Source organism: Bacillus cereus group sp. BfR-BA-01430, from assembly GCF_022663115.1.
Classification (GTDB): Bacteria; Bacillota; Bacilli; order Bacillales; family Bacillaceae_G; genus Bacillus_A; species Bacillus_A cereus_BD.
This window is the reverse complement of the sequence record NZ_JAKUEW010000025.1, coordinates 1-19,752: the sequence shown is the minus strand read 5'-3', so window position 1 is coordinate 19,752 and position 19,752 is coordinate 1. Positions and strand designations below refer to the sequence as shown.

Genomic DNA, 19,752 nt, shown 5'->3' with positions numbered 1-19,752 from the left:
TTGTACAATTTCAACTTTCTCATCGGTTTCTTGTACGAGCTTTTCTAACTGTTCTAATAGTTCTTTGTTCGCTTTACTTCCTAATGTAGAAAGGATTCTATTGTACATTTTTCGTAACTCTTCGTTCGGGTCCACAATCTCGCGGTAGTCACCGAACGTGTATTTGTTTTTCGTAGGGTCTGTGAATGATTCATCAGCAGCAATCGCTCTTGCTTCTAAATAAAGTTTCGGTGTAAATCCCGTGTCCTTAATTCGAATTGTATCGCCTTCATTGATTTCCTCATGCGACAACCCGAATACTTTCGAAATATCCGCCGCTTCAACTTCATATGAAACAGACGCATTTACACGTTTTTTTAACTCTGTATTCATAAGAGTTAAAAGACGTTGCGGGGTCATATTTTGTTCTTCTGTTTCCGGTGTGTAGAATCCGAATTTATGTTGTCCATTCTCGCTCCAACGCTGAAAAGCGTCAGAGTCAGTAATGTAAGGAATCCCGTTATTTATAGATTCAATCGTTATAAGTTCATCGCCTTCACCGCGTACAAAACCAACTAAAGCTGTACAAATATCCCGTGAATGCTCAATACGTCTCACGCCAACTAAGTCTTTGCCGAGCGTTACTTCTTTACCTGTTTCGCGACCACGTTTTTTGACCATGTCGACATACCAGCCGACTACTTGAGAGCCAACTACTTCCACACGATACTGGATTTCTACCTCAAATAAAGAAGCTATTTTCTTTAAAAATGTAAGAGGGTCGATAAACTCGTCAATGGTCATCGTATGGAAGCCCGCGTATTCCGTTTTACCGCGTTTCCACTTCGTTCCCGCTAGTGCCATATCGACAAATTCATTAAGTGCTTTCGATTCGATTCGTTGCGGTCTAATAATTCCAGCCTTCGCCAACAAGACCCATGCGCCCGCTGCATGCACAGTAACAGACCTGTCTTTCGAGTCTTTTTCAACTTCATTCGAAATAACATATGGAACAATACGGCCGTCTCGGACTTGCTTCAACACTAGATTTTGTTGTTGTAAAGTTACCGCTTGTTCTGTTCCGTCGAATGTAGTGAATTCTAGCGTATCGATATTATTTTTGAGTTCCCAGTGCCGCATATCATCCCAGTAATCTTTCGCTTGAATAGCTGCTACAATTTGTTCGGTTTTAAAGTCTACGACATGTAAAATTCCGTTCATCTTCATTATCTGTATCGCTCCCTAAAGCTAATCGTTGCTGCGCCTACATCGCCCGGCATAATATCAACCCTGTTATCACCACGTATCACAACTGGAAAATCACTGAAAATGTCTTTGATATTTATCGCATCTTTACCATTAATCGTCACCAAACTTTTCTCGGCATCGATAACGACTTTATCGCCTTTATCGAAAATATAAGGCTTGGTATTTTCGGGTACTTTATTCACTTTCCAGATTTTTAAGTCATCGATACTCATCACTGAAACTGGATCATTGACATCCCACGCCATAATCGAAATCATAACTTGTGCTATTTTTCTGCTAGTCATTGGATTTCCACTTTCGTCAATCCAGCGTTCTACTAATGAAGCATCGTCAATCTCCGTTCCATCTTTAAAACGCGCTACATATACAGACCATTGATTCCCTCGTCTAGCTACTCTCAAGCGTCCGTAGAATTGGTTAAACGTATTAGGATGTGACCCGTTTGTATCGACTAACTTACGTAAACTACCTGGTGTTCCGGCATTTCCGATTTTCATGTGCGCTTTTGTCAGTTCAGCATCCCAATAGAGGTCGTTCATATTGATACGTGTAACAATGTTGCTTGCTTCATCTAAAAGAAGCACTTCCACACGCCCCATTTGCCCGATATTCGCTGATTTCAGACGCACCCACGCTTCCATCTCAAAGTCTTGAAGCGGTCCTGACGGGATATTCTTCTTGGCGATTGCGCCATGAAATCCTTTTTCCTTCCCATAATCCTCACAATAAAGCGCGTAACCATCTCTCACTTTGAAAGAGCCCGTACCCTTCATATCGTCAAATTGACCTGTAACAGGAGTCCATCCTACTGTAGTAGACATCTCATCCCACATAACCCTCTCACGCTCTTGTACCGTTTTTTCTTCTACAGTGAGGGGGTAGCCAATTCGAAAATAATTTCTTTCGCTAGGATATTTTCCGAACCAAACGTCTAAAAAAGTGCTTGGATTTTCTACATCAACTTTAATTAATGCGGGTGCTTCTACGCTACCTTCATTTTTGAAACGCGATGTTATTTCTGATGTCCAAGTTCGTTCGAACTCGTGAGTCTGTACCTTTCCGAGTTTGTAAGGCATTGGACAAACAAATGTAATAACGCCTTGCCCAAGATTTACAAACTTATCTAATTCAAAACCTTCATCTACAATCGCAAAATAGCTCCTATCTATTTCCTCATCAAAAATAAGTTCTTTAGGATTTTCTGTAATCAACCAATCAGCCAATTCTTCCCTTAATCTTGGTAGATCATCACTATGCACGCCTTCTATTCCGACTGGTATAGAAAAAAAACGCATATCGGTCTGTGTATTTAGTAATCTAGCACCTGGATAATTAGGAACGCGAAGCAAATTACGTTTTAATGGTGCCCACACAGGTCGTTTCCATTCACGAAGGATTGTAATGTATTTTTTCCTTTGACCATTAAATGTAAAAGAACCCATTTCCCTACCTCCTTTAAAAAGGAAAAAGAAACGCTAACCTATTAGAATGCTGCGTTTCTTTTTCTTTCTCTCTCTTGATATTGAGTTATATATCGGTAGCTACCACGAGCTACCTCTCTTCCTTCTAGTACAACAGGCACCTCAATTTGTATATTTCCTTGATTACCTATTACATTTTCATATTCTATACGATTTGGATTAATGAAATTTCCTGACGTTCCCATAAAACCATAGGTAGACATATTTAAATACTTTGTAGCACGAGAAAGATCACTTGGATTTACTTTTGGTACGGCTGCTTTAGCCATCCTTTGTGCTGCTCTCTGTACAGTGTCGATTTTTTCATCAATACCAACTTCAAAGCCTTCGCCTACTGAATGTCCAGCTTCATCTCTGACTCGCTTAGAAGGTGAATTTATTTTTAATTCGCCTTTCATGGCGCTTAATGCAATATTGGCTAAACCTTTTGCTGCACTCATTACCGGGCCATCGCCATTTCTTATACCACTAGCAAAACCAGATGCGAAGCTTGCACCAACAGAAGTTGTTTTTACACTGCTTAGTCCTGCTTCACCGCTTTTTGCAACTTTCTTACCAGAATTTTGAGAGTTACCACTTTGACTCATAATACCGTGAGCAAACTCTGTACCGCCTTTTATCCCTGGTGCATTACCATTAACTGTATTCATTCCTTGAGTTGCTCCACCGCCAAGACTTTGACCAGCTCCTTGTGCTTGCCCCCGTCTTGCTCCTAATGAAGTGTAAAATTGATCTCCACCTTTTGCTCCTGGGCTGTTCCCATCTACTGTATTCATTCCTTGAGTTGCTCCGCTGCCAAGACTTTGACCAGCTCCTTGTGCGAATCCATATCTAGATGCTAATGAAGTGTAAAATTGATCTCCGCCTTTTGCTCCAGGTGTGCTACCGTCTACTGTATTCATTCCCTCAGTTGCTCCGCTACTAAGACTGATTCCTGCCGCTTGCGCAAAACCATATTTAGATAATAAAGATGAGTAAAATTCTTCTCCGCCTTTCGCTCCTGGAGTATTCCCGTCTACTGTATTCATTCCCTCAGTCGCTGTATTGCCCAATCCTTGAGCTGCGTTTTGAACAGACGGTTGATTTTGGCTTAAGCCATTTGCAAATGAGTTGGTCGTTTCGTTAGCTTGTTGTGTTAAGTCTATTTTAGCTCCATTTTCAAGAAGGTGTTTCACGCCTTCTACAAATGTTTGGATTTTTATATCACCTGTTTGTAAACCGGCTAATAATGATTGAACATTATATTCCCCAGCCTTGCCGAGATCAACTTGAACGCCACTTTCAACATTCAATCCTAATAATTTAGCGGCTTCTTCAACATCGATAGCTTTTGCTTTCATACCATTTTGAAGAGTTTCTATATTTTTTTTACCTTCATCTGACAAATCGAACTTCATACCATTTTTTAAATTTTGTCTGAAATATTGATAAATAGAATCAAATGTATATGTTCCATTTGAAAGCCCCTCAGCGAAAGATTGAGCTGTGACTTTCCCATTAGGACCAAGATCTATCTCCATATCAGATTTTAAATCTAAACCAAGTTGCTTAGCTACTTGTTCTGGTTTTTCTGATTTTAATCCCTCAGCAAAACTTTCAATTGCTTTTAAACCTTCCGGACTAAAACTACCAGTCCCATAAATGGTTCTTAACTGATTCATATGTGCAACTGCAGCATCCCTAGTAGTTAATTCGCCACTCTGTAATCCTTTAACAAAAGATTCTACCGTTCGCACTCCTTTATCACCAACATCAATTTTAAAACCTTCAGAAGTCTCAATGCCTAAAGTTTGTGCGGCTATTCTTCCTTTTTCGCCACCTTCTTTAATCACATTTGTGAATTCTTCAATTGATTTTGAGGCTGTTTGACCATAGGTTTTGATTAATTTTTCCTGGTTCTCCATCATTGCTTTTTCGCTTTTTTCCGCGTCAGCTGTTATAGCCTCTACATATTCTCTGTTCTTTTGCATACTTTCTTTACGTATAGACTCTTCACTCTCTAAAAAACGTAGTTTTTTATTGATCAATTTCCCCTCATGCAAATCATACATTTGTCCTTCCTCAGAAAGACTATCCAATAATACGTTTAATGCATCTTTCTTTTGAGTTTTAGCCATTTGAATTCTTTCATCGTATGCTTGTTTGGTTATTTTATTTAATGTATCATACTGTTCTTTTGTAATATGACCAGAAGCTCGTTGATGTTCCCATTCTTCTTCTTTTGTTTTCATCCACTTTTTAGCTGATTTTTCAGCTGTACTATACGCATCATTAATTTCTTTAGACCACTTTTTCGCACCATCTGCGTTAATTTTTCCACTTTGTTCTTGCATTGTCTGCATGTAATTTTTCATATCAGACATTTTTTGAACAAACACTTTAGAAGATACATCCATATCTCCCATAGCTTGTACATATTGATTAGCAAATTCTTTAGGCATATTGGAAATATTCCCGCCAAATTTTCTTAATCCTTCTAATACAATTGCTTCACTCTCTTGAATTTTTTTCATTTGCAAATCAATAGATTGAACAGCTGCGTTACCAATTTGTTCTACAGTTGGTTTTAGCGCTTCAGGTATTTGACCTAACAAATCAGCCGTCGCCTTTTGAATGTTAACTCGATCTTTATCAAGTGCATTTTTAATTTCGCTTCCCATTTTCGAGAATATTTCTACTGTTTCATTTACTATTTTTTCAGCTTCTTCTCCAGATGTAACGCGTAACTTAGCTAGATTCACCATAGCCTGCTCTCGTAAATCTACATATCCTTTTGCCGCTTTTTTAGTACCTTGGCTAACTCCATCGCCAAATTTTAATGCATCGGCATTAGCTTTTTCTGTGTCATTCTTTAATTTAACAAGAGCTACACCTAAACCAGCAACTGCACCTGTTGCCGCAGCAATTGCCAGAACAACAGGGTTTGCCAACAATGTTCCAACTGCGGCTGTCATAAGCCCTAATACACCAACGACTCCCATTAAGCCAACTGTTAGTGCTGCACCTGTTGCTATCACTTGTTGTGTTCCTTCATCTAAATTATTAAACCAATCTACAACTCCTTGTACACCAGAAGCAATCGCATCAATTGCCGGTATTAAAGCGTGACCTATTGTGATAGCCGCTCCTTCAATAGATGATTGTAAAATTACAATTTTCCCTTTTAAATTATCCAATTGCTTAGCTGCAATTTCTTTCGCTGTGCCAGCACTGTTTTTTAACATTTCTGTATTGTCAGCAAGAGCATCTGATGATTTATCAATTAATACTGCCCAATGTTTATATGCTTCAGCACCAAAAATGGTAGTTAATGTTGCCGATTTTTGTTGATCTGTCATACCACGAGTAGCTTTTTCAAGCTCTTTAATAACACCTGGCATAGACTTCATTTTTCCGTTTGCATCAAATATTTCTATTTTCAGCTTCTTCATTGTTTTTTCCATTTCACCAGTTGGTTTAGCTAAACGTCCCATAGAAGTAGAAAACGCTGCGCCTGCTTGCGCGCCTTGAATACCTGCGTCAGACATGGCCATAACGGCTGCTGTTGCTTCTTCAAGGGACCAGCCCAATGATTTAGATACCGGAGCAAGGTAAACCATCGCTTCCCCTAATTGAGCAACATCTGTATTTGCATTTGTACTTGCCTTTGCTAAAACGTCTGCAACTCGTCCAGCGTCTTGTGCTGCGATTCCAAAACCAGACATAATGTTTGATGTAATATCGGCTGCCGCTCCTAAATCCATTTGCCCACTTGCTGCAAGATCTAGTAAACCTGGCATTGCCGCAATAACATCATTTGTTTTAAATCCTGCCATAGCTAAATACTGCATTCCTTCTGCTGCTTGACTGGCACTAAATGACGTGGACGCTCCTAAATCTCTTGCTGTCTTTGTTAACTTTTGTAATTCAGCATCCGATGCACCAGATAAAGCCGCTACACGAGACATAGCTGATTCAAAATCAGCTGCCGTTGTAATTGTTTTCCCGAGGGCATATCCCATCGTAGTAGCCCCGGCCATAAAAGAAGCGCCCATCGTGGCACCAACATCTTGCATTTTGGTCCCGACTGAGCGCATTCTTTCAGTAGTCCTATGTAAGAGAGATGTCTGTCTCTCTAATGTTTCATTCGTTTGGCGTATTTCATTCCTTAACCGTGCTTCGCCTTCTCTTGCTCTGTTAAGAGAAGTCGTATTTTTATCAATAGCTGCATTTACACGACTTAGACTTTGAAGACTCATCGTATATTGTGATCGAACTTGTTCTAATTCTTGCTTTAAACGTTTAGTTTGTTCTGAATTTCTACCAGTCGCTTGAGCACTCTGTTGATATTCTCGTTCTAAACGTTGCATCTTTCCAGCTAAGTTTTCACTAGAAGTACGTAATTGTTGCTGTTTATTTCTTAATTTCTCAATTTCCTGTCTATAACGACCAACTTTTTGTTTTTGAATATCCAGTTTTTGCCCTAAATAATCTAGCTTTGTCCTTAATTGAGATACTGAATCACCATAACGCTTTGCCTCTTGACTTGCTGCTTTAAACTCAGAATCTACCATTTTAAGTTTTCGATTCATTCCAGCTACACCGGAATCAAAATTACGCAAGTCCATCGAGACTCGTACGCCTAACTCCATATCTTGCGCCAAACCTTCACCTCCCTACAACCAAGGTACCTGCTCTGCTGTAGCTAACTTTGGCTTATCTTGTTCTTTCTTACGAGCCATACGCTTCATAAAATAAATGATATCGATACTATCAATTTTATTTTGTGTTAAATTATGTTGTTCTTCTAAAGTGTTATATAGATCCATTATTACTTCTGAATATGTTGTCTTTTCTTCCGTCTGTTTTTGGGATAATGGTTCTTTTTTTTATCATGCTGAGCATAAGCTACTTCTAATATCTGTGCTGCTTGAGCTACTTTTCCTAAAACAGTTTGAACAACCGCAAAGATTACAATGACCAAATCAGGAGCATGTGTGCCGTCTAAAAATTCATCTGCTGTAAATTGTTCTTGAAAAACTTCCGAAACAAACTGTGCTCCTTGTTCAACTAGAGCGAAAGGGACATCATCTTCCTTTAATGAATCTGCTAATTCTGCTGCTTCACGTGCTTTCAATCCTGAAATATGATTATTTAAATAATAAACACGATATTTTCCGTCTTTTTGTCGCAATTTTAATTTTAATTGATTCATTTGTTCCAACCTTTCTTTCACATTATATTTTTAAAAGAAAAAGAACTGATGGTATTCATCAGTTCTTAGTAATAGTTTTCGGTAATGTTTCTGTTGGTAATTTTGGAACCTCGTTAAACCAGTTTTGAGCTGCCGTTACATCAAAGTCTGGTTCATCTTCGTCAAGACGATTGCGCCATGCGTTATCAAATTTACGCTCCATCGCTGTTCCTTTAATTTTCGCTGTTTGATACTCTGCCTTTTCACCTTTCGTTTTATTTTCCTCATCTGGTTGTTCAAATTTCATTTTATATAACACACCGTATCTGGATTTTCCATTATCCTTTGAAATACGATACATTAATGCACCATATGGAGCCACATCAGTTGTTTTATCAACAACTTGTCCTTTAACTACTTTCTTTCCTAGTAATTTCGCATAAATTGACAATGGTAAATCCGCAACATTTAATTCCACCTCAGCCCCGCCAAAGGTAGATGAAGATGCAAATACTCCATCATCAGCTTCTAATTTAACTGTTTCTGATTTTGATGATGTTTTCCCTTCAATCGCACCAGCGATCTTAATCGGTTTATCATATTCAAAACCTGTTTCATCATCTTTTAATAATTCAGCCCAATGCAAGTCACGAAATCCTACTGGAATTCCATTCATATATTATTCCTCCTCAATTAAACTAATTTTTGTACGGTATCTCATACCGTAGTGATAGATTTTCGTATCGTCCTCATACAGATCAGCTGTCGAAAAACGAGAAAAGCCGATAGATTTCATTACTCTATCGACCTCTTTTTTATATTGAATTGTAATCGGTTTTTTTGACCAAATATCAATTTGATATAATAAATCACTGTTATAAACTCTATCATCAGCAAAATCACCATCTTGGTTATTTACCTCTGAAAAAGTGATATAAGGATTATTTTTATCACCATTAAAAATTAAATGACCAATCCTTTTACCACTTAATAAAGAAACAAGCTCTTGATTATTTTCAAGGGCCTTCTTAATTTCTTTATTTAAATCTCTCATAGCCTTAACTCCTGCCTTAGTACATTTTTCATAGCACGTAGAGACTCTTTTTCTCCTGCCATAACTACCTTTTCAGCAAAACCTTTTTTTGGTGGGTTTGGCATTTTACTAGTTCCCCAGTTTTGAAACTTCATATAGAAGAATGGTGAATTATCACTTTTCAACCAGCCAACGTTTACATATTTAACGCCATTTTTTGTTTTTACACCACTAATTTTTGCGTTATCAGCTCCATGTTGCCCCGTTCTCCAAGATTGCTTTGGAGTTGCTTTACGTGGAACCTTACTCCGCGGCGCTTCTCGTGAAAAGCCTTCTTGAAAAACTTTACCACCCGCTTTTACCGCTTTACTTTGTGCTAATGCTCCTTTTCGGCCCATTTCTTGCACTCTTAACATCAATTCCGCCATTCCTTGTAATTCCATGTTAGCCATTGTCTAACACCTCTTTGCACATGAGATGCATTTCTTTATGCTTCTCTTCAACATCTATGACATTAGTAATTTCTAAGATACGCTCGCCATACAAAATACGCATATCATTCGTTATCCCTTTTCGATATCGAATTTCTACTCTAATGGTATTTTCAGCGTTAACTGATGCTGCTTGCCAAAATTCACGTCCTCTAAGTGGATTGACCGCTGCCCAAACCTTTACTACATCTTGCCATGGTCCAAGTGGGTTTCCTTCTTCGTCCGTTTCATAATCTAGTGATTTCTTTTGTAATATAATTCGTCTGTTATATTTTCTTGATGTCATGATGTATCACCGCGATATTTCAACTTCGTTACGATATTTAGCAATGTTTTACTTAATTTCGATTCCTCACCATCATATAAAGAACCAACAATTATTTTGATTGCTGTTTTTCCGGAATCGGTATTCAGCTGCTCTTCACTAACGCCAGCATCAATCAAGTCTTCTTTGGCCGCATTGATAAATGATTCAATATCTTTATCTTCTTCATCTCCATCAACACGTAAGTACCGCTTCACTTCCTCAAGCATCTCATTCCTCCTTTACAGAAAGAGAGAGGAGATACTCTCTTTCTTTTTATTTAGTGCCCTCAGGTATTGTTGCAGATTCGCCAACTAATACATCAGTCACAATTACAGCTGCCTCTTCATCCATAACTTTACCGTCAAATCGCTCAATACCACGGAAATATGTTTGATCTGTTAAGAAAGCATCTCCACCTTCATCTGTTGATTTCACTTCGAATTTTTGACGATCAAACATAGAATAAGCTCGCTGGAAGTCTCCAAATGCGATATGTGTTTTATTGGTTTTATCATCTGTATGAATTTCGTCATATACTTCAACAGGTCGTCCAAATAAATTGAATAAATCTTCTTCCCTTGGGTCCGGAGCTAAAATACCTCGGCCGTTTTTATCTTCAATATTTGATACTAATTCAAATGCTTCTGTATTCATAACCCATTTAGCATTCTTACGATACCCTTTTTTGACTGAGTTTTTTACTTTACGTAAGAACTTAATATCAATTGAGCTTGGCGCTTTAATTTTGTTGAATTTATCTGTTGTAAAAATACCCTCAATTCCTTTTTCACCACCTGTTCCATAGAAAACTTCTTCGTTTTCAGTAACAAGCGCTGATTCAGATAACCAGTCCACGATTTCACGTGCAAAATTCACAAAAGAATCCGCTAGTAACTCACTAGGTGCTGGCATAAATCCTGCAAACTTTTTCACTTTATATTCAACTTGATCAAACTCCATATTTTTCAGTTCTTTAATTTGCTCTTTCTCAGCTGTGTTGTAAAGCTTGCCTGCTGTTCCCTTTTTTCTGGTACGCGAACCAGATGGCGCTGATACTGGCACAATACGAACTAAATTACGAACTGAACCCATTTCTTTAATTGATTGTAAAATTTCTTTTGAAATATCTTTTGGTACTGTATAGCCGCCATCCTTATCACTGCCACTAGATAAAGAATTAGCTACCCTAACATTTTCGCGCATTTCATTTCTAAGCATTGTTTTTTCTTCGGCAGACAGCTCGTGTTCACGGCCAGTCATCGCTTTAAACCAAGCATTACGATATGCTTTCGTTTCGGAAACATTTTGCCCTTGTTCTTCCCCTTCTTCATGCTGCATGTCTGGATTGATATTTTGTACTACTGGATCAGGAACTTCTAACTCACGAGCTTCAACTAAAAGATTAATTTGATTTTGGATATCTTTCGCTTCTTCTAGTAGATTTTGTGCTTCTTTCGTTTTACCTTCATCAATTAAATTTTGAATTTGTTCTTTCTTTTTTGCCAATGCTTGGCGCAATTCTCGTTCCTTTTTCATTCTTCTTTGTCTCCTTCCATTTTTGAACATAAAAAAGAACTACACTAAATTGAGTAGTTCTAATTGCAATTTTATTTTTTCTCTCTCTTGGTTATTTGGTTGTTGCAATGAAGATGCTTCTCTTTGAACAGTTTTAAAACATTGGGGTACATTTTTATAACGATTAAACAAATTATCACTAATACTTGCTGCAACTTCATTCTCTTCTGTTATTTCATCAATTAATCCTAAATCGAGTGCTTCTTGTGCTGTTAACCAAGTTTCATTGTCTAACAAATTAATTAATTCATCTCGATTCATCTCTGGAGATTGTGATAAATATGTTTCTAAGATGCTATCTCGAATTTTGTCCAAATCATCTGCCGTTTTTCTGAAATCTTTTGCATTTCCAAATGCAAAAGTCCATGGATTATGAATCATCAGCATTGCATTTCTTGGCATATGAATAGTATTTCCAGCCATAGCAATTACAGAAGCAATACTTGCTGCTAATCCATCTACATAAACATTCACATGAGCATCATGACGTTTTAACATAGAGTGAATAGCTTGGCCAGTAAATACATCCCCACCTGGACTATTAATATAAACATTGATGGTTTCTACATTACCTAAAGAATCTAATTGTTTTTTAAACTCTTTAGCGGTCACTACATCTTCATCCCACCAATAATTTTTGCTAGCGATTTCTCCATATATATTAATTTCTCCAACGGAACTCCCAAGAGCATTAAATGTAAAAAATGGTTTACCCACTATTTCCCACCTCCCTTCGTAGCTTTAGCGATTTGATATTGTTCTAATAGATCCAAGAATGTATAGTTAAGAGTCACAAGGTGACGATCACCAATTTCACCAATTCCATTTCGTTCCTCTAACTCTCTAATTTCATTAATACTTAGACCAGAAATACGTTGCATAATCTCATAAAACTCAGCTCGTGTCTTAGAATCGCCCCTTAACTCTGAATTTACGTTATACCTCACATAGTACCCATCGTCTAACTCTTTATCTGTAAAACATTTTGTGTTAATTTCTTGTTCAAACATTGTTAACCATGGTTGTAATGTGTTTTTTACGTATTCTATAGACTGGTGCTCTATGTTATTAAAAGTAGATCTTTCTAGCTCATTTACTTTATGTAAAGGAACTTTAAAAATAGCTGCAATCTGTGATTTATTGAATTTCATAGATTCAATAAACTGCGCATCCTGTAGTGGAACCGAAATAGATTGATATTCAAGCCCATTATCAACGATTGCAATGCTTTCCCCAGCATTAACTCGTTTCCATTCTTTTCGAACTTCATCTTTTGCTGGTGATTTCAACATAGTTGGAACTTTTAGAATCCCTCTAGGAGTTGCGTCATTTTTATATAGCTTAGCATTATACTTTGTCGCTGCCGCTTGCGCCCCTATATGTTCTCTAACAACTGCAATGGGAGACTTACCATTAATGCCATCTTCCGACATTCCTTTAAAATGAAGTACTTGTTCATCGTATAATTCAAGCGGTTTTCCATTATGAGAAGTTTGATACCAAAGCATACCGCTTTTTGGATCTATATATGGATGCGTATGCTCTGGATTCAACGGTACTAGCGCTTTAATTTCACCATATTTATCAAATTCAATTAAAGAATAGGCATTCCCACGAATACTTACATGTGTCATCATTAACTTCTTCCAAATAAAAGCTGTCATATAAGGATTAGGCTTTCGTGATAAAAGTCTAGCAACTGAATGTTTTGTATCCCTTTGAATACCTTTATCATTTTTTAAAAATGTGTGTACTGGTAATTTAGCGACATCATCAGCTAACACTTGCACACAAGAAAAAATATCAGGATGAATAAGTGCATTCGCCTCAGTTACTCGTTCACCACTTGAAGTGTCTCTTCCACCAAACATATCAAGAACCCATTGAGGTGTGTCTTTTAAATCCCACGTCGTTTCAGGTTGTGTTTGCTGTGCAAATAACCTTTCTAAAAACACTTAATCACCTCCCTTTTGATGACTTTTCACTAAGTAATAATGCATAAAACATAAAAAAAACGCCTGTAACAAATAGTCCAGCGTTTAGATGAATACGATATGCTGTAATCGAAATCAATATTGCTCCGATTGCAAACAATAAATCATTCAGCAATAGCATTATTAAATTGAAAATCCCTTTAATATACTCTTTTTTCATTTCAAAACCACCTATAGAGAGAATTCTCCATTCAAAATTTGATCATTCAGATCGGTTTGATTCATATAAACCATTGCACGGAAATGAGCTGTTAACGCTGCTGCAACACCATCAATTCTTGAATATTTATTTGCTTTTACGGGTTTTATATTACCTGTACTATCCTTTTGTGTTTTAACGTTACTCATGTACCATCTAAACATCAAATCGCGATTAAAGTTGACTTTTCCTTGCAACAATAAACGTTCAAAATCCTTCATTGATAAATTCATTGACTTAAATCCTTGCTGGACCTTAACCATCTCAAAACCTAAATTTTGCATTTGAGTAAACCATTGTGCGGCATTAAACGGATCATAGCAAACCTCTTGAATATGATATTTTTCAGACATTCTTACAAACCAATTTGTAACAAAATCATAGTCAATTACTTCTCCTGGTATAACTGTAAGATACCCTTTTTCTACCCAAAGCTCATAATTTGCTCTATCTTCACTATTTAAGAGCTTAGCTTCTGGAATGAAACTATGATGAATACACTTAATCGAACCGTTTTCTTGCGGAAACTCTAAAAAGACACTTGTTAAGTCTGTGGTCTCAGATAAATCAGCTCCACCAATACACATACATCCTTCAAGATCTTCAATGTTGTATTCTTTTTCATAATTCTTCTTAATTACATCCCATTCAAGCCATTTTTCTGCTGCGTTTACAAATAAATTAAGTCTTTTTGTCTTAAACTCATTAATTTCATTGTTTAAGACATACGTTTTATACGCTTCTCTTAACTTTTCAAGAGTGATTGTGACACCCAAATTTGGATTTGCCTTGATCCAGCATTTTTCATCTTTCCAATCATCTTCTGGATCAATCTCTGCAATAAATGCAAAAAAACGATCGTGTTCGACCGTTTCGTTTAACATTTTATCTGCAACTTCGTAAAATTTCATCAAAGGACCATCAAGAACAAAACCAGCTGTCGTAATATGCAAAATAAGAGGTTGTGTACGGGCATCATAAGATGATTGAATAACATTTATTAACTTACGATCTTTATACTCATGAATTTCATCGAAGATTGCTCCATGTGTATTTAAACCGTCTTGCTTTTTCGAATCACTAGCAAGTGGCTCCAGTTCTGAATTCATCGCATTATAATACAATTTATCACGTATAATCCTTACCCTTCGCCGCAATGCTGGTGACTGTTTAACCATTCTTTTTGCTTCTTCGAATACCAATTTAGCTTGATCACGCTTATTCGCCAATGTATATACACGAGCCCCATACTCGTTATCTTTCATAAATAAGTATAAAGCTATCGCTGATGCTAAAGTACTTTTACCATTTTTACGAGCAATCATAATGAGAGCTTCTAAGAATCTTCTATAACCCGTTTCTTTTTCTATCCACCCAAATAGACTACCAACATTGAATTTTTGCCATAATTCAAGTAAAAGTGGCTTACCTGCCATCTTGCCAATACTATGCTTACAAAAACGTTCAATGAATATAATCGCTCTATTAGCCTCTTTTACACTATATTCATATGGAAATGTTTCATCATCTCGGCGCTGTAAATCTCGAATATGCCTTCGACAAGCCTTACGTACTTTTTTGCTAGTAACTATCTTCCTACTAATAACCTTTTTTGCATATTCAGTTACATAGTCATGCGTGTCAACTTGTTTAATAGTCATCGAAACCATCATCTACTTCTTTAACTAATTCCTCTTGAAGCTTCTTACGACTTGCACCAGTTAAACCAAGCTCACCTAAATACTGTCGTGTTTGCTGCATATATTTTGGAAGTTCTGGAATAAGAGTATGCTTTGTTCGATTGGTAGCACCAGCTTTATTTGTATAGTCCATCGTTAGACCATCTTTTTTAATCTGTGCCGCCATTTCCTTATACATTTGATAACTATAAGCAATCATCTCAATTGCTATTGGATCATTAATATCAGCTTTACCCTCCGTCTCTAAAATCCTCCAAATGCGAAACCAAGTATCTTTTCCAATCTTCTTGAGATGAGTCGGTGGCTTGTACTTTATTTTAAAGTCCTCATCCATGTTCTCACCTCACTTACAATTTATGGATAAAAAATAACCACCTTTAAAAATAAGTGGTCAGTTTCTTGAGGGTTCCCCCCTTTAAGAAACCTTCCGCGTAAAACACGAAGCGGGGCACCGGTCCCTAGAAAGACCTCTTCAGAAAACAAAAGGAGGGGGGATTATCTTTTTCAATGAATTCTACGAGTAATGGTTAATTTTAAATCATTAGATAATTTCAAAACGTCTTCAGTTACTGAACCCGAAAGCTTAATTGCACGTCTTTTAACTTCTTCAAGCAATTCATCTGTTGAATAGTTAGCTAATACATCATGCACATCTTCCTTACTAATCGCTTCCAACTCTCCAGCTAGCTCACGTGCATGATTACTGATCGCTTTCAATTGTTTCTGAAATACTTTTGTATCACAATGAATACCAACTACAACATCTCCAATATGAGTTGCTGATTTATAATTCTCTTTCATTTATCTCATCCTCTCTTTCCATGTACTTTGTTATGACAACTGTTACATAAGCTTTCAAGGTTGCTAATGTCTAAACGTTTTGACCAATCTTCTTTCACTTCGACAATATGATGTACCATATCAGCTGGTGTTAACTTCTTATGTTTCAAACATCGTTGACATAAATAGCTATCACGAGACAAAGCTTTCTCTCGTGTCTTCCTCCATGCCGCGCTTTTATAAAACGTTGTAGTTATATTATCTCGCTGATACCTGTCATACGATTGCGTAACTTCTAGTTTATGCTTATCACAATAACCTTCAGTAGTTAAGTTAATACACATCGGATACGCACAAGACTTCTTTGGTCTACTTGCCATCGTCTATTCGTTCCTTCAACAGATCCATTTGTTTCCCGACATCTTGGGAAAGTTGATTGATCTGTTCTACATATCTCTTGATTTCTTCCTCATCTTCTGAAGCCATCATTCGTTCTCTTAATTCTTTACGCTTCACTTCATTATCTTGAAGTTGCTGACGAATGATTTCATCTGTGTAATAAGAAACATACTCTTTTCTACAATGTCTACATTTGATGTAATGCATTTCAATTCCATTAGGTAGTTTTCTTTTCAGAGGTTTGAATCTAAAAGTACCTGAACATTTCTCACATGTCACAATTGTTCGTGGTCTCACTTCTATCACTCTCCTTAAAAATTAAAAGAGCACCCAAATGGATACTCTTTTAATTGCGGTACATGAAGTTTTACTTTTTAAATAAACGAATCACATTGCGTGTACTACATATTTACTTCAGTTTGGTTAAGAGGTTCTACACCTCTTTCAATCGCCGACAATACGTCACTCTCCCGTAGTTACTAATGTGTCTCATAGTCAGCGATTGAAAGAAGAGCAAAAGCCCTTCTCCATTTTCAAAGCCTTGTCATGCAAATTTCTATTTTGGAAACAAGAATCGGCATTCTTTCAATCCTCACCATCACCATTTGACACGACAACCTATTTTCAAATATAGAGGATCATGAGAAACGTTTTCCGCCATTTCTCACAATACAAATATATCACGTCTAAAACGAAAATGTGTCCGCAAATCGTTCGCAAATCCTCCGCAAAAAGTTCGCGTTTTTCTTTTATTCCCTCTTACATGACATGTTCAGCTAGATATTCAGCACCTGAATGAGTGATTTCTACCTCTCCTAACCAAGGAGCAAGTTTCTTATTCCCTTTACCACCTTCTGCAAATTTAGCTCCTGTTATGTAATTCTTTTCTTCTAACTCAAGAATCGCATTAACCAAGCCTTCTGCATTCGTTCCAAAGTAGGTTGCTGATAGTTTATTAGTGTTTGCCTTTTCCTTTATTTGTTCATTATAAATGCCTATTAAAACTCTATGTGCTAAAGATGAAATTTTATCCATAAATAAACCTCCCATTGAATTTATGACACATAATTTGCTCCATCATACTAAATTATCCTTATAACTTTATATTACGTCAAATGACTTTCATCGTTTTTAAGTAATTATTTCCCCACTGTTTTCCAATCACTTTTTAGATTGTTTTTACTAAATAGAGTTCATTTTTAATAAAACTGAATTCACTACAAACCATATTGTGTTGAATCTGCCTATATCGTTTCGCCTTAGAAATATCAATAATCACAGCGCCTCATCAAAATGAATTTGAAACTTTTCTTTTGTAGTGAATTCAAAAATACCTAAAAAAATAAGACATCAAATTTTAAATTTCTTTTGATAGTCATTTAATGTGTCTTGTTCAATTCCGATATAACGTAACGTTTCTTTTTGATCTGTATGATTCAACATTCTCTGTAAAACAACTACGTCTTTAAATTGCTTATAATGATGATATCCATACGTTTTCCTGAGTGAATGAGTACCAATCCTTTCTAACCCAAACTCTTTTGCTGCTTGATTCAATATGATATACGCCATAGATCGAGTAATCGGTTTATTCTTGCCATTACGACTCTTGATTAAAAATTCATTTTTAGGCTTTCCTTTTATATAATCTCTTATTGCTTTCTTTAATTCAGATGGCATCTTCACTTCTTTAATCTTCTTTGTTTTCTTTTCTCTAATATAGATATTCCACCCCTCTACATCTCGAACTCTCAAACGTAAAATATCTGAAATGCGTAATCCTGTATTAATTCCTAAAAGGAACAGAATGTAATTACGCTCATTCCGTTCCTTCAAATATTCTTTTATTTCTTGAATTGCTTCTTTGTCACGGATTGGTTGAACAAGGTTCATGCACTCTTCACCTCTGCTTGTCTATAATTTTTCTTGTACACTTCTATTTTCAAATTAAAAGCTAGACGTAGGAGTGCTTGCCCTTTTAATTTGTAATACTTAGTTTTTCCGACTCCAAGATCTAACCAAATATCCTGATCATACCCTGGCACTTCTTCCATAAAGTTCTTTACAATAATTTGTCTCTCATCATCTTTCAAACGATTAACGGCACCATGAACCCATTCCATAAAATCGTTTCTTTCTTTTTCATACTCAAGTCTTTCAATTGCAATCTCTTCTGTTGAACTATGAAATGCATTTGTACACGATGGAGGAACAATAGAATATGATGGTGTAACTTTAGGTAAGATATCGCTTGGCATTGTCGCTAAGTATTGACGATATGTTCCAAATACTTCTTCAACCGCTTGTTTTGTTTTCTTTCCATCTACAACTGGCATTTTGAATGATAATTGTTTTTTCATATTAATTCCTCCAATTTTTTTATTTTTGTCTAAGCGCTCCTCCATGACCTCGTTCATATCTTGGTCTGCGAACACCCATTAATTCCTCTATATCTCGAATACTTAATTTTTCTTCCTTCTGCTGCTTATTCTGTTTCTTTTGCTGCTGATTGCGAATCTTTTTCATTCCCATCACCTCTAAGCAAAATAAAAAAGCGAACACCAAACTACAGAGCAATATTGCAAATGCTCTTAATAGTTCAGTGTCCGCTGGTTCTTCCAGTAGGACAAAATGTTTAATTGCTATTATTATATCATTTTCTTACGTTTTTTTACCTTTTTAAAGGATTTTATTTAATAATTACTAAATCTTATTTTTTCTCCAAAGGATTATTTTGTTCAGTTTTTTAGTAGTTCTGGATTTTCATGAATATTGCCGATAACCTCTACATCATCGTAATAATTACCATGCTTATCTTGTGTTCCGTGTAATCTCCACCTTTCTCCATTTTTAAAAGCTGGATATAACATGAAACATGGCGCTCCTCCTTGTCTCCACCGAACCTCAAATGTACCGCATGAACCAGTAGACCAAGCTTTTACAATGTCGCCCTCAAAGATTTCCTTATTCTCTTTACCTTTCAATCCTATATATTGACCAACCGTTTCAGCATCGACGATGTACAATCTTCCATTAACTGAAATTCCAACATTTCCGTTTTGTGTTTTCCTGAGATCTCCAAAAACCCAATCCGCGCCGTTTATTTTTCTGCCACGAAACTTAATTTCTCTCATTTTTTCTTCCTCCCTGAATAAAACTCAATATTCCGTCTATACTGTTGATACCCTTTTACTAACTTACCCAAGAGTCGAGCAGTTAGCTTTCGCTAGCTGCTCTTTTATTTATTTGTTGTAATCTACGGTGTTTTATATAACACATTGCCATATTGATGAACCTATTAAACCATTCTGTTTCTTCACGGTTCATATTGTATTCATCAGCAATTTCCTTAACTGATTTCATATCCGCACC

24 protein-coding genes are annotated in these 19,752 nt (G+C 36.6%); all 24 read right to left on the bottom strand.

Features of this window, described 5'->3' with window-relative positions; translation table 11 throughout:
• The coding region (locus tag MR058_RS21955; RefSeq protein ID WP_277926668.1) for a phage tail spike protein at positions 1 to 1,206 on the bottom strand (1,206 nt) is incomplete at its 3' end.
• Complete coding sequence (locus tag MR058_RS21950) at positions 1,206 to 2,690, bottom strand: distal tail protein Dit (RefSeq protein WP_242145831.1); 1,485 nt, start codon at positions 2,688 to 2,690, stop codon at positions 1,206 to 1,208. The genes MR058_RS21950 and MR058_RS21955, both read right to left, overlap by 1 nt.
• A 41-nt stretch (positions 2,691 to 2,731) precedes the next feature.
• Positions 2,732 to 7,372 (bottom strand): phage tail tape measure protein, encoded by a 4,641-nt coding sequence (locus MR058_RS21945; RefSeq protein WP_242145830.1) that lies wholly within the window; start codon positions 7,370 to 7,372, stop codon positions 2,732 to 2,734.
• 12 nt (positions 7,373 to 7,384) lie between these two features.
• Positions 7,385 to 7,537, bottom strand: coding sequence for a hypothetical protein (locus MR058_RS21940; protein ID WP_242145829.1), 153 nt, complete (start codon positions 7,535 to 7,537; stop codon positions 7,385 to 7,387).
• 2 nt (positions 7,538 to 7,539) lie between these two features.
• On the bottom strand, positions 7,540 to 7,923 hold the full coding sequence (gpG, locus tag MR058_RS21935) for a phage tail assembly chaperone G (protein ID WP_242145828.1): 384 nt from the start codon (positions 7,921 to 7,923) through the stop codon (positions 7,540 to 7,542).
• 58 nt (positions 7,924 to 7,981) lie between these two features.
• Positions 7,982 to 8,578 (bottom strand): major tail protein, encoded by a 597-nt coding sequence (locus MR058_RS21930; RefSeq protein WP_242145827.1) that lies wholly within the window; start codon positions 8,576 to 8,578, stop codon positions 7,982 to 7,984.
• A gap of 3 nt (positions 8,579 to 8,581) precedes the next feature.
• Positions 8,582 to 8,956: a DUF3168 domain-containing protein gene (locus MR058_RS21925; RefSeq protein ID WP_242145826.1), complete on the bottom strand. Its 375-nt coding sequence runs from the start codon at positions 8,954 to 8,956 to the stop codon at positions 8,582 to 8,584.
• A complete protein-coding gene (locus MR058_RS21920; RefSeq protein WP_242145825.1) occupies positions 8,953 to 9,387 on the bottom strand; it encodes an HK97-gp10 family putative phage morphogenesis protein in 435 nt (144 codons plus the stop codon). Before MR058_RS21920 ends, MR058_RS21925 begins: the two co-directional genes overlap by 4 nt.
• The gene (locus MR058_RS21915) at positions 9,380 to 9,712 is read right to left on the bottom strand and encodes a phage head closure protein (RefSeq protein WP_242145824.1); all 333 of its coding nucleotides are present in this window, start codon (positions 9,710 to 9,712) and stop codon (positions 9,380 to 9,382) included. Before MR058_RS21915 ends, MR058_RS21920 begins: the two co-directional genes overlap by 8 nt.
• Positions 9,709 to 9,960 carry a head-tail connector protein gene (locus tag MR058_RS21910; protein ID WP_210351790.1) on the bottom strand — a complete coding sequence of 84 codons (252 nt, stop codon included), beginning with the start codon at positions 9,958 to 9,960 and terminating at the stop codon, positions 9,709 to 9,711. Before MR058_RS21910 ends, MR058_RS21915 begins: the two co-directional genes overlap by 4 nt.
• Before the next feature lie 46 nt (positions 9,961 to 10,006).
• A complete protein-coding gene (locus MR058_RS21905) occupies positions 10,007 to 11,269 on the bottom strand; it encodes a phage major capsid protein (RefSeq protein ID WP_242145823.1) in 1,263 nt (420 codons plus the stop codon).
• Between the two features lie 39 nt (positions 11,270 to 11,308).
• Entirely contained in the window at positions 11,309 to 12,025 is a 717-nt protein-coding gene (locus MR058_RS21900) for a head maturation protease, ClpP-related (protein WP_242145822.1), read from the bottom strand.
• Positions 12,025 to 13,263 (bottom strand): phage portal protein, encoded by a 1,239-nt coding sequence (locus MR058_RS21895; RefSeq protein WP_242145821.1) that lies wholly within the window; start codon positions 13,261 to 13,263, stop codon positions 12,025 to 12,027. The genes MR058_RS21900 and MR058_RS21895 overlap by 1 nt, the downstream gene beginning before the upstream one ends.
• A gap of 4 nt (positions 13,264 to 13,267) precedes the next feature.
• Positions 13,268 to 13,462 (bottom strand): DUF1056 family protein, encoded by a 195-nt coding sequence (locus MR058_RS21890; RefSeq protein WP_242145820.1) that lies wholly within the window; start codon positions 13,460 to 13,462, stop codon positions 13,268 to 13,270.
• A gap of 11 nt (positions 13,463 to 13,473) precedes the next feature.
• Entirely contained in the window at positions 13,474 to 15,162 is a 1,689-nt protein-coding gene (locus tag MR058_RS21885) for a terminase large subunit (protein ID WP_242145819.1), read from the bottom strand.
• On the bottom strand, positions 15,152 to 15,535 hold the full coding sequence (locus MR058_RS21880) for a phage terminase small subunit P27 family (RefSeq protein ID WP_210351795.1): 384 nt from the start codon (positions 15,533 to 15,535) through the stop codon (positions 15,152 to 15,154). The genes MR058_RS21885 and MR058_RS21880 overlap by 11 nt, the downstream gene beginning before the upstream one ends.
• A gap of 170 nt (positions 15,536 to 15,705) precedes the next feature.
• Positions 15,706 to 16,002 carry a hypothetical protein gene (locus MR058_RS21875; RefSeq protein ID WP_210351796.1) on the bottom strand — a complete coding sequence of 99 codons (297 nt, stop codon included), beginning with the start codon at positions 16,000 to 16,002 and terminating at the stop codon, positions 15,706 to 15,708.
• 5 nt (positions 16,003 to 16,007) lie between these two features.
• On the bottom strand, positions 16,008 to 16,361 hold the full coding sequence (locus MR058_RS21870; RefSeq protein ID WP_210351797.1) for an HNH endonuclease: 354 nt from the start codon (positions 16,359 to 16,361) through the stop codon (positions 16,008 to 16,010).
• On the bottom strand, positions 16,351 to 16,677 hold the full coding sequence (locus tag MR058_RS21865) for a transglycosylase (protein WP_210351798.1): 327 nt from the start codon (positions 16,675 to 16,677) through the stop codon (positions 16,351 to 16,353). The genes MR058_RS21870 and MR058_RS21865 overlap by 11 nt, the downstream gene beginning before the upstream one ends.
• A 462-nt stretch (positions 16,678 to 17,139) precedes the next feature.
• Positions 17,140 to 17,415 (bottom strand): YjcQ family protein, encoded by a 276-nt coding sequence (locus MR058_RS21860; RefSeq protein WP_210351799.1) that lies wholly within the window; start codon positions 17,413 to 17,415, stop codon positions 17,140 to 17,142.
• A 315-nt stretch (positions 17,416 to 17,730) separates the two neighbouring features.
• Positions 17,731 to 18,273, bottom strand: coding sequence for a tyrosine-type recombinase/integrase (locus MR058_RS21855; RefSeq protein ID WP_210351800.1), 543 nt, complete (start codon positions 18,271 to 18,273; stop codon positions 17,731 to 17,733).
• Entirely contained in the window at positions 18,270 to 18,740 is a 471-nt protein-coding gene (locus tag MR058_RS21850) for an ArpU family phage packaging/lysis transcriptional regulator (RefSeq protein WP_210351801.1), read from the bottom strand. Before MR058_RS21850 ends, MR058_RS21855 begins: the two co-directional genes overlap by 4 nt.
• 19 nt (positions 18,741 to 18,759) lie before the next feature.
• Positions 18,760 to 18,906 (bottom strand): hypothetical protein, encoded by a 147-nt coding sequence (locus tag MR058_RS21845; protein WP_210351802.1) that lies wholly within the window; start codon positions 18,904 to 18,906, stop codon positions 18,760 to 18,762.
• 212 nt (positions 18,907 to 19,118) lie between these two features.
• Entirely contained in the window at positions 19,119 to 19,514 is a 396-nt protein-coding gene (locus tag MR058_RS21840) for a YopX family protein (protein WP_210351803.1), read from the bottom strand.
• Positions 19,515 to 19,752: the final 238 nt, after the last annotated feature.